The sequence below is a fragment of the Kaistia soli DSM 19436 genome (assembly GCF_900129325.1).
Classification (GTDB): Bacteria; Pseudomonadota; Alphaproteobacteria; order Rhizobiales; family Kaistiaceae; genus Kaistia; species Kaistia soli.
This window is the reverse complement of the sequence record NZ_FQUP01000004.1, coordinates 43,235-55,601: the sequence shown is the minus strand read 5'-3', so window position 1 is coordinate 55,601 and position 12,367 is coordinate 43,235. Positions and strand designations below refer to the sequence as shown.

Below are 12,367 nucleotides of genomic sequence, written 5' to 3'. Positions count from 1 at the left end.
GCTCTTGTCAGTGGCATCGATTAATCGTTTTTTCGATGGCTGTAAACGATTAATCGATGTATCCAGTGGCAGAAGCATTCGAGGGCGGTGATTTGGCTGGTCGCAGGAAGGGAGTCGAAACCCGTGTTTCGATGCGTAATGTCGCGGCATATGCCGGGGTTTCGATAGCCACCGTCTCCAAGGTGATGCAGGGCGCGCCCACTGTCCTCCCGGAGAATGTCACCAAGGTGCAGAATGCCATTGAGGCGCTCGGCTACCGCATCAATCCGCTCGGTGCGGAGCTGCGGCGCGGCCGTCGCAATCTCGTCGGTGTGATCGTGCCGACCTTTGAGGAGCCGCTCATTGCCCGCCTTCTCGTTCGGCTGGAGCTTGAGGTGGAGCGGCGTGGTCATGTGCTGTTCGTGGGTTGCAGCCAAGGATCCGAGGCACGCGAAACTGACATCGCGGTGCGAATGCTGGACTGGCGTGTCGCCGGCGTGATCGTGAAGCCCGTGAAGGGACAGAAGAGTCCGGCCGCGCTGTTGCTCGAGGACGCCGCGATGCCGGCCGTGTTCGTTCAGGCCCGCAATGCCTTGCTGCGCTTCGACACAGTCATCTTCGGTATCAACCCCGACATCGCCGAATTGGCAGCCGCCTCGGTCGACATGCTCTTCGCACGGATGGAAGCGCCCGACGAGCACCCCACCATCCGAATCAGCCGGCCGACCGACGACAGTTCGGGCTGAGTTCGACGGATCCCCGACGGTTGGCTGCATGCATTGCTAACCTCTGGGCGGTAATTGCCCGGCCATAACCCGAATCCCCCGCGCATCGTCGCCGCGGCCTCGAGAGGGAATTGACCTACATCAAAAACATTATTATCGATAAACATTATAAGAGAACGACGTTTGGGAGGACGACGATGCAACGACATGGGATGACCCGGAGACAGGCGCTCTGGTCAGGAGCGGGGATCGCCTCGATTCTGGCGGCACCAGCTATTGGGCGCGCACAGTCTCCCGTCGAGCTGACGATGCTCGACTATTCGACGGGTCCCGCAGGGGAAACTCTGAGCAGGCTCGCAAGCGACTTCACGGCCGAAAATCCGGCAATCCGGATCACACGGCAGACGGTGCCGCAGAACCAGTATCAGAACACGCTGCTTCAGCGCGCCGCGGCCGGACAGCCGGCGGATATCCTGGATATCGACGGGCCCATGACGCCAGGCCTCGCCGAAGCCGGCGTTCTCGCGCCGATCGATGCCTATGTCGACCTCGATCTCGACGCGACCTTCTATCCAGCTCCTCTCTCTACGGCCCGGTGGAAGGGCAAGCTCTATGGCCTGCCGGCCGGCAACAATGCCGAGGTGCTCGTCTATAACAAGAAGATGCTGGCTGATAAGGGTTTGACCGTCCCCGCGACCCAAGACGAACTCCGCGAGACAGGCAAGAAGCTGGCTGGCAACGGGGTCTACGGCTTCGCAGCCTCGGCCTATGGCGGCGAGGAATGCACCTGGAATTGGCTGCCCTATTTCTGGAGTCGGGGCGGCAATCTGGACGACCTGCATTCGCAGGCCGCCGTCGATGCGCTTGAATTCTGGGGTGGGTTGGTCAGGGATGGTATCGCGCCAGCGGCACAGCTGAGCTGGCAGACCGCCGAGATCGAGCCGCGTTTCGTCAACGGCCAACTCGCGATGGCGATGCTCGGCAGCTGGCAGCTGCGTTCGCTCGATGCCAATGCGAAGCAGGTCGGCCTCGACTACGGGATCGCCATTCTCCCTGCGGCGATGAAGCCGGGCGAGAAGCCGATCGCACCCTTCGGCGGCGAAGTAATGGCCGTCGGTAGCCTCGACCCGGCCAAGGCGGCGGCCGCCTGGCAATTCATCAAGTGGGTCCAGACGCCCAAGGTTATCGTGCCTTTTGTCGAACAGTCGGCCTACGTCCCGGCGAGCAAGCCTGCGACGGTTCTGTTCGAGAGCAATCCGGCGAACGGATTGTTCAAGGCTGTTTCGCAGATGCTGCCAACGGCACGCTCGCGAACCGAACTGCTGGGGGCATCCTACTATGAGGTCAGCGGCAAGATCACAACGGCGATCCAGCAGGTCATGACCGGCGCTGCCGACGCCAAGACGGCACTCGGCGCAATCTAGGCCACAGGAGCCGAACATGTCGAGGTCGGAAGGATTGTCGCCCCGATCTCTCGATGCCCGAAGCGCAGCGTCGCTTCGGGTTTCGAGCCTCCGCTGGCGTCGCGAATGGACACCTTATCTGTTCATCGCACCGCTCGTTGTTTATCTGCCGGCGGTCTTCGCCTATCCCCTGTTCTATAACGCCCTGATCAGCTTTCAGAACTTCACGATCCGCTCTGTCGTCACCGGAACCGCGGACTTCGTAGGCCTCGACAATTTTCGCGCGGTCCTGAGCAACCCCGTGACCTGGCTGGCGCTAAGGAACACCGCCATCTTCGCGGCATCATCGCTTCTCCTCCAATATGTGATCGGCCTCGCCCTGGCGCTGTTGTTCACGCGCGCCTTCCCGCTCAAGGGCTTCATGCGCGGAATCATGCTGCTGCCATGGCTGCTGCCATCGGTTGCGACGGTCACAGTGTGGCTTTGGCTGTTCGACGGCACCAACGGGCTCATCAACTATTTCCTGATGCAGTTGCACGTAATCGCAATGCCGGTGAGTTGGCTGAATAGTCCAGCTTCGGCGCTGGCGGCAATCATCATTGTCAATGTCTGGGTCGGAATCCCATTCAACCTGGTGATCCTCTACAGCGGCATCCAGGCCATTCCAAAGGAGCTCTATGAGGCCGCTGAAATCGACGGCGCACGCGCCTTTCAACGCTTCCGCTTCGTGACTCTGCCGCTCCTGAGGCCGGTCAACGCCGTGCTGTTGCTACTCGGTCTGATCTATACGCTGAAGCAGTTCGACATCATCTACATCCTGACTAAGGGCGGTCCCGGCAACGCCACGCAGGTGCTCTCCACCTGGTCGTACGGTCTCTCATTTCGAGACATGCGCTTTGGCCAGGGCGCTGCTGTCGGCAACATCATGCTGCTCATCTCGCTCACCGCCGCTATCTGGTACGCCTTCTTCACGCGCAGGGAGCCGCGCCAATGATACGCCGCGATCAAGGCGCTGCCACGTTCTTTTACTTTCTCGTCGCCGGGTTCGCGACGGTCGTCATGCTGTTTCCACTCTATTCCATGGTGATGACCTCAATCCTCACGCAGCCGCAGCTGTATCGCCTACCGCCCTATCTCCTGCCGCCGCAACTCGATCTGTCTTCCTATGCGGTGGCCTTCTCCGATCAACTGAAGCCCATCATCACGTCCGCGATTATCGGTGCCCTGACGGTGGCCTTCTCGCTCGCCATCGCGATTCCTGCGGCCTATGGCCTCGCTCTATTCAGGCTCTGGATCACTGGCGTCTTGATGCTCGCGTTGCTGATCACGCAGATGATCCCAAGCATCATGCTGGCTACTCCGCTTTATCTGATGTTCAACCGCGCGGGCCTCACCGACACTTATCTTGGCTTGGTGGTGGCCACCTCGACGAGCGGCATACCCTTCGCTGTCGTGCTACTGCGGGCCTTCCTTGAAAAGGTGCCGAAGGAACTCAGAGAGGCGGCGCTCATCGACGGGGCGTCCGAGTTCTCCGTGCTCTGGCGGATCATTATTCCGATTTCTCGGCCGGCGATCATAACGGCGGGCCTTTTCATCTTCTTGTTTTCCTGGGCCGACTTCGTCTATGCGCTGACTCTGACGCCGACCGGAAAGATCGTTCCGCTCACGATTGGCATCTACAAGTATATCGGGACGTATTCCGTGCAGTGGAACCTGATCATGGCGGCATCCGTGCTCGCCTCGATCCCGGCGGCACTGCTTCTCATCCTTGCTCAGCGCTATGTCACCGCCGGACTGACCGTAGGCGCCGTCAAAGGCTGAGCAGGTAATCACCAACAATACTAAGGAGGATATGATGGACGTGTTTTCCGCACTCGACCAGATTTGTGGACCCGACGGCGCCCTGAGCGAGGAGCAAAAGCGGCATTTCGACGAACAGGGCTACGTCATCCTGCCCAACGTGTTTTCACCTGAACAATGCCGTGTGTTCGCAGAAGAGTTTGACCGTCTCTCGGCGATCGAGGGCGCCGAGGGCGGCAAGGAGGTGCACACGGAAGCCGGCGCGCCGCGCGTCTCGAACGTGTTCAACAAGACCGATGTCTTCGATGTCTGCCTTCGCTCTGGTTCCATCCTGCACGCCGCCCACCATCTGCTCGGCGACATGAAGCTTCACGGTGCCAACATGCGCAATCCGCTGAAGGGCCAGGGTCATCAGAATCTGCATTCGGATGCTCCGAAAGCTTCACAGAAGGACTGGCGGGTCGCCAACGCGCTGATTCCCTTCGACGATATGGACCGGACCAACGGCGCGACTCGCGTGGTGCCGGGCTCACACCTCCTGCCGGCACTGACCGGACCGGACGCAGTGGTGACCATGGAACTGACCGAGGCCGAGCAGAGCCTGCTGCCCGAAGATCGAGTAGCGCGTCACCCCCGGCAGATCGAGGTCGAGCTGCGAGCCGGTGACGTGGTGGTCATCAACGGGGCGCTGTGGCACGGAGGCACGCGCAATGAAAGCGGTCGCAACCGGCGCATGCTGCATCTGAGCTTCACGCGCCGCGAATTGCCGCAGCAGCTTGTCCAGCAGGACTATCTGACGCCGAGTTTTGAAAAGCGCCTGACGCCGGCGCTGCACTATCTCCTGGACACCCATCCAATCGACGCCGCTGCCTGACCATTCTGGCCGCCTCCCGTTTCAGAAGTGAACCGCCGTCAGCTGCGATGCTCGCGGCGGTTTGATGGGCGTGAAGCGTTACGATCTGAATGACCTGCAGTGGCATCGGATCGCCGGTCTGCTTCCTGGCTGGCTATACAGCGCGGACCACCTCCGACAATCGTATCTTTGCGAGCGGATACCTTTGGCTGCTGCGCTTCCGCGCGCACTGATGCGGGTTGCCCGAGCGCTAAGGCAACGGGAATACCCTCCGCCGCCGCTCTCAGCCGCTGGCCATGCCAGCGGCTGCGAGCGGGTGTTCGAGGCGTTCACCGCCGGCCGCGATAATCAATATCTGGTGATTGATTCAAGCGTCGTGCAGGCGCACCAGCAGGCGGTCAGCGGAAAGCGGCGCCAAGGATCAGCTGTTGGGGCCTTCAAGAGACGGACTGACCACCAAGATCCACACGCATCGACGATGCGCTCGGCCGCCCGCTGCGCATCATCCTCAAGGCGGGTTAGCGTCGCGACGTCTTCGAGGCTGAGGCTTTGCTCGTAGGCCAGGTTGGCGGCGCAGTCCTTGCCGACAAGGCCTGTGACGCCAATGTCTTGGGTGCCAGCAGCGCCGCCACGGGCGCCCGACGCCGTCATCCCATCGAAGGGATGCCGCAAGATCGCTATTCATCACGCCGCCGACATCTACAGACGTCAAAACCGATCGAGCGATGAGTCGACCGCCTCAAGCACTTCCGACGCTTCGCGACACACTGAGAACGACGAACCATCGACTTCCGTGGACTCGTCTTGCTCGCGGCCGCACCATTCGGATAATCTGAACGTCGATCCGGCCTAGAGCGCTAACGTCATAGTGTCATCCAACCCCTTGCTTGAGCTTCGGACGAGAGCGAGGCCTCGGGGTAGAGGAGCTCGCTCCCGCGGCGAAAGCGATTGCCAAACGCAGGATCTGACGTGCTGCGTAGTGGCTCCGGCCTCTATGATCTCATGGCAAGCGGGCGCCTATGTCAGTTCGGCATCTCTAACCATCAGCCCCGCATGCCACGACGGCACGGTTTGCACCGCCTAATTCCGCACAACTATAATCGTCGGTCGTGGCGACGTCGGTATCGCTGATTACAGATTGAGCTTCTGCGAACTATCGCCATCGACGCGAGCACTCAATCGTGACGGCTCAAAACTTCAGCCTTCGGCAAACGCCGGAGCGGTCCAAAATGGCGGCGATCGTGGCCAAACGGCCGACTAGCGCGATCACGCGACTTGCAAGCAGTGCGATGTCATCTGTCGCCATGGGTTGTATGAGCCCGCGACGACAATGTATAGCGATACGAATAGCGTGCCCTCTCAATCCATTGCTTAATCAATTCTTGAGATTTCTGCATGTCTTTCAAGACGATCGCTTCGATCATCTCGACCAGAATTCGTGCGCCAGCTTTGTTCTCAGAAATCTCCCAAGCACGATCCACGCGATAATTGTAATAAACGATGCTGAGGGACAGTTCTGTGAACTCTACAATGAATCGATTTGTCGAGGCCCGGGCCATGAGGCCGTAGGTCTCGTTCTCGAGATCCTGGAACTCTCGGTCGCCAACCTCCACCTTGTCGATGAATGCCAGCAGCCGGATGCGCAACTCCGCAAGATGCGCCCAAACAGAATCCGCGGTCGGCAGCAGCAGCAATCTGCGGACGGCGATGCCAGCAAAGGCCTCTCGGAGCGTCAGAACTTCGTCTATGAATTCCGTAGTGATGCCGCGCAATATCCAACTGCGATTGGGCCGTTTTTCAATGAGGCCGAAACGGGAAAACCGGATGAGGAACTCGCGCACGCTTGAAGTGCTCGTGTTGAAACGCCGGGCTATCTGCAGCTCATTGATCACGTCGCCCTCTTTGGCGTCACCGCCTATGATCGAGCGCAGGAATTGCTCTTCGAGGTGTTGCGTGGCGGAACGCGTCTCGCCCATCGGGTAGTAGTCTGAGGCGTTGGGCAAGCGCACGATAACGCGCCAACGCCGTTGTCCTGCGACGAGGCCGCACTTCTCCAACTGGCGGACTAGCTGAGCAATGGTCGAGCCACTGACGTGGAGGTCCGATCCGAGTTCAGTCAGCGAACGAAGCGGATCGCCGACGGCCTTTTCCGCAAGGATGTCCAGCAAGCGATTGTAGCTGTTTTTGAAGACCGAGCGTGATCGCGCCATGCCAACCGGTAAGAATGCCGAAGGACGTCCCGCACCGCGGGGATGATCGCTGCGATACCACTTGGGAGACTGGACGGGAAGAGTGACTGATAAACGTGTTTATCGATAAAAATTGAATCGTAAAAGTCAAGACTTACGGAAAGGGGTAAGAGCCTGGGTGAAGACGCGATGATATGCGGCTCTCGCGCCTGTAGCGGAGTCGTTCAGTACGGTGCCATCGGCAGTCGTCATTCATTACTATGAAGCGACGTCGATTTCGGAAACGATCTCGCCGCCAGACTTGGTCGTGAATGCCGTTTGCGCTTGTTTGGCCGCGCTCGCCATCGCGTTGCGACTTCTAGGGATGAGCGCTGCAGCGGCCCGCCGCCGCACCATGGCATAGGCGTTGGGCTGGGTGAGGGGCGTGGTCGTCAGCTGGTCGTTTCCCCGGCCGATCGTGCGAAACAGCGGGCCCTTCGGGGCGTCGGCGAGGCCACAGCTATCGATATAGGCCTGCAGATAGGCATCGAGATCATGGTGGCGGGGCATCTCGTGTTGCTTGCCGCCTTTATCATGCAGCCGAACCCAGAGCCGTCGATTCTGGATGAAGACATCCTCGACTTTCATGCTGAGCACGGCGCCAATGCGGGCGAAGGAATAGGCCATCAGGCTGATCCAAGGTGCGGTCGCGGAGGCCGATCGGCGTCGACACGTCGATGGCATCGTGCAGTTGCCGTGCCTCGTCCGGCGCCAACACCGGTGTCTTGCCGCGCTTCACGCTGTGTTTCGGTTCGCGAACCGACTGGGCCGCAGTCCCCATTTTTGTCATCCGGCGAGGATTCCGCGCTCCGTGTCGGCGGCGGGATCGGTCGTAAAAACGTCACCGCGACCGTTGCAGGCCGACAGCCGTATTCTTAACTATAAGTTAACAACCGATTGGCTGTGGGCGGCGCGATGTGGATCGCGACGAGCGACCATTAGGTTTCACGCCAGAACCCGGCGTGAGCGCCGTTCGGCGTCTCCTGGGTTCTTGCCAGGTGGTTCCGGATTTAAGCCGGGGCCGCTTCACTCAGCGAAGAGCTCCGATCATTCGTCGTGATGGAGTTCTCGCATGTCAAAGCGTTCAATCGTTGATCAACCCGTTGCGGCGTTAAAGCCGCGACCGGGCAATCCTCGCACGCATTCCCCGAAGCAGGTCGAGCAGATCGCCGCGTCGATCAAGCGGTTCGGCTTCACCAGTCCGATCCTGATCGATGATGCGAATGGCATTATCGCCGGACATGGCCGGGTCGCGGCCGCGAAGATCCTGGGCCGGGTGACGGTACCGACGATCAAGCTCTCCGGCATGAGCGAGGCAGAAATTCGCGCCTATGTGATTGCGGATAACAGGCTGGCGGAAAAGGCCGGCTGGGACCGCGAACTGCTCGGCATCGAGTTTCAGTATCTCGCCAGCCTCGACATCGACTTCGACCTCTCGATTACCGGCTTCGAGCTGCCTGAGATCGATGTGCTGATCGGCGAGCTGTCGCTGGACGGTAAGGACAGCAAGCCCGACCCGGGGGATGAAGTGCCGGCCATCGTCGGCCCCGCCATCACGCGCGCGGGCGACCTCTGGTCGATCGGCCGTCACCGATTGATCTGCGGCGATTCAACGAAAACCGAGACCTATGCGGCGCTGCTTGGTGATGACCGGGCGCAGATGGTGTTCACCGATCCGCCCTATAACGTGCCGATCTCAGGCCATGTCTCGGGCCTCGGCAAGGTCCAGCATCGCGAGTTCGCGATGGCCTCCGGCGAGATGTCGCCGGAGGCATTCACGGACTTCCTCACCACGGTGTTCCGGCATCTCGCCGCGGTCTCGATCGACGGCGCCATTCACTATCAGTGCATGGATTGGCGGCACATGCAGGAGGTGCTCGCCGCAGGCCAAGCGGCCTATAGCGAACTGAAGAACCTTTGTGTCTGGGCGAAGTCGAACGGCGGCATGGGATCGCTCTATCGATCGCAGCATGAACTCGTCTTCGTGTTCAAGTCCGGGACGGCGCCGCATATCAACAATGTCGAGCTCGGCAAGCACGGCCGAAACCGAACCAATCTCTGGAGTTATCCGGGCATCAACGCCTTCGGCGGCAACCGCGACGATCTCAGCCTGCATCCGACGGTGAAGCCGGTCGCGCTGGTGACCGATGCGGTCCTCGACTGCTCGAGGCGCAAGGGCATCGTGCTCGATGCGTTCGCCGGCTCCGGCACCACGCTGATCGCCGCGGAGCGGACCGGTCGGTGCGGCTACGGCATCGAGATCGATCCGCTCTATTGCGATGTCATCCTGCGGCGGACGAAGAAGGTTTGCCGGCTCGATGCGACGCTCCTTGCGACTGGGCAGAGCTTCGCCGAGGTCGAGGCGGAACGGCGCGCCGAGGCCAACGCGGCTGATGACACGACGCGTGACGATGTCGTTGAAGCGACTCGGGAGGCTGCTGAATGAGCGACGCCTCCGACAACAAGAGTCCTCCCTCAGACGTCGGCTATCGCCGGCCCCCGCCCAGAACGCGGTTCAAAAAGGGCCAGTCGGGGAATCCCGGCGGGCGGCCGCGGAAGAAGGGACCGGCGGTCACCGACATGGCTGCATTGCTCGACGCGCCGGTCAAGCTGCGGCAGGGTGGCCGAGCTAAGACGGTGGCGATGAAGGAAGCGCAGCTCCGGGCGATGCTGAAGAAGGCGATGACCGGCGATCTCGAGGCGGTTGCCTATTGCCTGCAGCAGTTCGACGCGCACGGCGCGATCGCAATGCCGGAGCTCGAGCAGGGCGGCGTCATCCATATTCCAAAGACGATGCCCATCGGCATGGGGACGCTCTTGGTTCAGTTTTTCGGGCGGCCCAAAGAGAAAACCGCGACCGGGGTGCCGATATGGTCAGCCGACCAGATAGCGATTGCTCGCGAGCGCTATCTGGCGAGCGTGAGCGATGATGAGCGCAATGATGACTTGAGAAGAGGATATCCCGATCTTGAACAGCGATGACAGGGCGCCGACGGGCTACGGCAAGCCGCCGGCCGAACATCAGTTCCAACACGGCCAGTCTGGCAATCCGAAGGGCCGACGGAAGGGCGCGCTCAACACAAATACCATCGTCCAGGCGATCGCCACCGAGCGGCATCGGGTCACTATCGAGGGCCGGCCGCGCACGATGAACACGGTCGAGCTGTTGGTCCAGATCCTCAAGCATCGGTCGCTGCAGGGCAGCGTCAAGGCCAACAAGCTGCTCGACAAATATCGCATCCGCTTCGCACCGGAACCGACCGACACGCCAAAATACGCTGTGTTTCCCGAGGCGCTGACGATCGAGGAATGGATGGAGCTCTACTCGCCTAAGGACGATGTGCCCTATGGATATGGCGGAGAAGCGCTGACGCCGCGCTTCTAGCGTCAAAAGGGTGTGCCGGGGCTGCTTAGGGCGGCGGCGCAGGCGCCGCGCTCTCAGCCTCCGCTAGGCTTAGCGTCCGCGGCGGCCGCCGCTGCCCCGGCTCGTTATCGCGTTCGGTCCATCAGCCAGCCGAACAGGCCGACCTCGATGGCGATGGCAGCGAGCGCCTCGCCTGTCCACAGATGCAGACGCGGCTCTGCCGCGATCACAAGCGAGCCTGCCGGCTTGTGGCAGGCGAAGAAGAAGCGGTCATAGCTGCCGTCGCTCATGAAGCGTTCGAGATAGTCGTCGAGCTCAGCCTGTTTGTCTCGGTCTTGATCTGCACCCAGGCGCGCTCGCCAGTGAGCGGCTGGTCGAGGGCGAGGTCGATGTCAGGCATGTCCTCGCCGAGCAAGCTGATCCGCCGCCAGCCGCCACGCGTGAAGACGAGATCGACCAGCGTCTCGAACTCCCGCCAGTCGAGCTGCCTTATCATCGCAACAGCCAAGGTCTGCATCGACGCCTGAAGGGTCGCTGCCTCAGCATGCAGAGGATCGCTATCGCCGCGAATGCGGCGCAGCAGATAGTCCTCGCGATCGATGGCGCAGATAGTCCGACGATAGCCCGCCGTGCGCGTCAATGCTGAGCTAAGGCCGGCGACCGAGAGCGGCTCGCCGGCAAGGCTTGTGCGGCGCCAGCCTGGGGCTGCCGCGCGGCGATAGCGGCTGGGGCCATCGGGGAGGGCAGGCTCGACCGCCATGGCCGGCCCGTCTGGAAAGGCCCAATAGAGATGGCCGTCGGCGATCGTCACAAACAGCGTGTCGTCGGGAAGTTCGTAGAAGTCCCTCAGCTCACGAACATCCTGCGTTGCCCCTGATGCCGGGCGATCTGCCGCTGTCAGCCGCCGCCGTAACTCGTCCCATTCCCCCGCGGCGCAAATCTCGTGCTCGACGTTCCGAAACCCGAGCGGGATGATGCCGTCATCAATGGCCGTCCGGGCCCAGGCGCCGCCTTTGCCGAGCTTGATATAGCGAACCTTGCCGGGCTTGAACGCTTCGATCTTCACCCGCTGCTCCTGTCGACGATGAGTGATGATGACCGCAACGTGCGCTTGCGGAGCGAGGGGTAGTCAAGCCGGAATGACACTGATTGAGGGCAAACGCCGTCAAAAGCCGCGAAACCCCGACGGAGATCGATCCGGCGCTCGCGTGACGAGACTGGCACGAGGCGCGTCGGGCTCGTGAGCGGCGCAGGGGCGAGTAGCAGCAGCGAGACAGCCGCGGACGATGCTGGCGGCATATTGCCGAGCGGCCGACGTAGATCGTCAGGACGAGCGCGCCGGCGTTCGCGAGGACGCGCTCGCTGCCAATCTCTTCGCCACCCCGGCTTCCAGCATCCTTGGCGTGATGGCCAAGCTCGGTGCCCTGCTCGGCGTGATGGAACCGGCTGGATTACGAGGATGAGCCATGGCCGCAGATCCGCGCGGTCGTCGACCTTCTGTACCGGTTGGGTTTTTGCTTGCCGGGAGCCGAGGACGAGCCGACTGGCGGAGCCGAAACTGCTGACTTACTGTTTGAAGCAGTGCTGCCGATGCTATTGCAGGAAGTGCGGATGCGGTCGCTGAAAAGCTCTTTCGGGCGCCAGCACCCGTCCGCTGCGATTGACGAAGGATCGTACGCTGTCCGCGTCATTCACGTGGCGGGAGATCAAGATCTTGAGCTCATCCGATAGACCGATCAATCCGCGGTCGAACATCCAATGGGCCGTTCCGGAAAGCGCAATGCCGTTGCTAATGATATCCCGCCCAATGGCTTCGACCGGACGATATGCGCTGCTGGGACTCTCGGCTCGGCCGCCGCCATTGATCAGCCTCAGGCCGCTGATGGCACAGCGCTCGTCATAGGCGTCGAGAACGACGCGCGCATGGCAAGTCATCTCGCGATCCTCGACCGCCAGACCAGCGTCGGGCGAGGCGGTGCCGTCCAAAGCCCCCGATACTGCCAACCTCCTCGACG

At 61.4% G+C, this 12,367-nt stretch carries 13 protein-coding genes and 1 pseudogene; 9 read left to right on the top strand and 5 right to left on the bottom strand.

Features of this window, described 5'->3' with window-relative positions; all coding sequences use genetic code 11:
* The first annotated feature begins 65 nt into the window (after positions 1-65).
* The 5 genes from BUB39_RS17045 to BUB39_RS17025 all read left to right on the top strand — a co-directional run bounded on the left by BUB39_RS17045 (position 66) and on the right by BUB39_RS17025 (position 4,781).
* Positions 66-725 (top strand): LacI family DNA-binding transcriptional regulator, encoded by a 660-nt coding sequence (locus BUB39_RS17045; protein ID WP_175561894.1) that lies wholly within the window; start codon positions 66-68, stop codon positions 723-725.
* Positions 726-916: 191 nt separating this feature from the next.
* On the top strand, positions 917-2,128 hold the full coding sequence (locus BUB39_RS17040; RefSeq protein WP_210187095.1) for an ABC transporter substrate-binding protein: 1,212 nt from the start codon (positions 917-919) through the stop codon (positions 2,126-2,128).
* 16 nt (positions 2,129-2,144) lie between these two features.
* Positions 2,145-3,101: a carbohydrate ABC transporter permease gene (locus BUB39_RS17035; RefSeq protein ID WP_073055801.1), complete on the top strand. Its 957-nt coding sequence runs from the start codon at positions 2,145-2,147 to the stop codon at positions 3,099-3,101.
* Complete coding sequence (locus tag BUB39_RS17030) at positions 3,098-3,928, top strand: carbohydrate ABC transporter permease (RefSeq protein WP_073055799.1); 831 nt, start codon at positions 3,098-3,100, stop codon at positions 3,926-3,928. Before BUB39_RS17035 ends, BUB39_RS17030 begins: the two co-directional genes overlap by 4 nt.
* 34 nt (positions 3,929-3,962) lie before the next feature.
* On the top strand, positions 3,963-4,781 hold the full coding sequence (locus tag BUB39_RS17025) for a phytanoyl-CoA dioxygenase family protein (protein WP_073055797.1): 819 nt from the start codon (positions 3,963-3,965) through the stop codon (positions 4,779-4,781).
* A 1,271-nt stretch (positions 4,782-6,052) separates the two neighbouring features.
* Here BUB39_RS17025 and BUB39_RS17015 read toward each other — a convergent pair.
* Positions 6,053-6,970 carry a GntR family transcriptional regulator gene (locus BUB39_RS17015; protein ID WP_073055795.1) on the bottom strand — a complete coding sequence of 306 codons (918 nt, stop codon included), beginning with the start codon at positions 6,968-6,970 and terminating at the stop codon, positions 6,053-6,055.
* A 237-nt stretch (positions 6,971-7,207) separates the two neighbouring features.
* On the bottom strand, positions 7,208-7,615 hold the full coding sequence (locus BUB39_RS17010) for a site-specific integrase (RefSeq protein WP_073055793.1): 408 nt from the start codon (positions 7,613-7,615) through the stop codon (positions 7,208-7,210).
* A gap of 445 nt (positions 7,616-8,060) precedes the next feature.
* Between BUB39_RS17010 and BUB39_RS17005 the strand changes: the two genes are divergently transcribed.
* From BUB39_RS17005 to BUB39_RS16995, 3 genes are read left to right on the top strand one after another with little or no spacing between them, the layout of a single operon-like run.
* On the top strand, positions 8,061-9,434 hold the full coding sequence (locus BUB39_RS17005; RefSeq protein WP_073055791.1) for a site-specific DNA-methyltransferase: 1,374 nt from the start codon (positions 8,061-8,063) through the stop codon (positions 9,432-9,434).
* On the top strand, positions 9,431-9,970 hold the full coding sequence (locus BUB39_RS17000) for a DUF5681 domain-containing protein (protein ID WP_073055789.1): 540 nt from the start codon (positions 9,431-9,433) through the stop codon (positions 9,968-9,970). Before BUB39_RS17005 ends, BUB39_RS17000 begins: the two co-directional genes overlap by 4 nt.
* Positions 9,957-10,373: a DUF5681 domain-containing protein gene (locus BUB39_RS16995; RefSeq protein WP_073055786.1), complete on the top strand. Its 417-nt coding sequence runs from the start codon at positions 9,957-9,959 to the stop codon at positions 10,371-10,373. The genes BUB39_RS17000 and BUB39_RS16995 overlap by 14 nt, the downstream gene beginning before the upstream one ends.
* Positions 10,374-10,477: 104 nt before the next feature.
* Here the strand turns inward: BUB39_RS16995 and BUB39_RS25530 are convergent, their stop codons facing one another.
* Positions 10,478-10,642, bottom strand: a complete 165-nt coding sequence (locus BUB39_RS25530; RefSeq protein WP_175561893.1) for a hypothetical protein — start codon at positions 10,640-10,642, stop codon at positions 10,478-10,480.
* Complete coding sequence (locus BUB39_RS16990) at positions 10,639-11,418, bottom strand: restriction endonuclease (protein WP_073055784.1); 780 nt, start codon at positions 11,416-11,418, stop codon at positions 10,639-10,641. Before BUB39_RS16990 ends, BUB39_RS25530 begins: the two co-directional genes overlap by 4 nt.
* A gap of 220 nt (positions 11,419-11,638) precedes the next feature.
* Here BUB39_RS16990 and BUB39_RS25525 point away from each other — a divergent pair, with 220 nt between their 5' ends.
* Positions 11,639-11,815, top strand: coding sequence for a hypothetical protein (locus BUB39_RS25525; protein WP_175561892.1), 177 nt, complete (start codon positions 11,639-11,641; stop codon positions 11,813-11,815).
* Between the two features lie 130 nt (positions 11,816-11,945).
* Here the strand turns inward: BUB39_RS25525 and BUB39_RS16985 are convergent.
* Positions 11,946-12,272 (bottom strand): annotated as a pseudogene (locus BUB39_RS16985) (HNH endonuclease); the annotation flags it as partial.
* Positions 12,273-12,367: the final 95 nt, after the last annotated feature.

Excerpts from the sequence above, each read along its gene's own strand:
- BUB39_RS17015 (WP_073055795.1), bottom strand. The coding sequence starts at position 6,970 with ATGGCGCGATCACGCTCGGTCTTCAAAAACAGCTACAATCGCTTGCTG.
- BUB39_RS17040 (WP_210187095.1), top strand. The coding sequence starts at position 917 with ATGACCCGGAGACAGGCGCTCTGGTCAGGAGCGGGGATCGCCTCGATT.
- BUB39_RS17035 (WP_073055801.1), top strand. The coding sequence starts at position 2,145 with ATGTCGAGGTCGGAAGGATTGTCGCCCCGATCTCTCGATGCCCGAAGC.
- BUB39_RS17030 (WP_073055799.1), top strand. The coding sequence starts at position 3,098 with ATGATACGCCGCGATCAAGGCGCTGCCACGTTCTTTTACTTTCTCGTC.
- BUB39_RS17000 (WP_073055789.1), top strand. The coding sequence starts at position 9,431 with ATGAGCGACGCCTCCGACAACAAGAGTCCTCCCTCAGACGTCGGCTAT.
- BUB39_RS17005 (WP_073055791.1), top strand. The coding sequence starts at position 8,061 with ATGTCAAAGCGTTCAATCGTTGATCAACCCGTTGCGGCGTTAAAGCCG.
- BUB39_RS25530 (WP_175561893.1), bottom strand. The coding sequence starts at position 10,642 with ATGAGCGACGGCAGCTATGACCGCTTCTTCTTCGCCTGCCACAAGCCG.
- BUB39_RS17010 (WP_073055793.1), bottom strand. The coding sequence starts at position 7,615 with ATGGCCTATTCCTTCGCCCGCATTGGCGCCGTGCTCAGCATGAAAGTC.
- BUB39_RS17025 (WP_073055797.1), top strand. The coding sequence starts at position 3,963 with ATGGACGTGTTTTCCGCACTCGACCAGATTTGTGGACCCGACGGCGCC.
- BUB39_RS25525 (WP_175561892.1), top strand. The coding sequence starts at position 11,639 with ATGCTGGCGGCATATTGCCGAGCGGCCGACGTAGATCGTCAGGACGAG.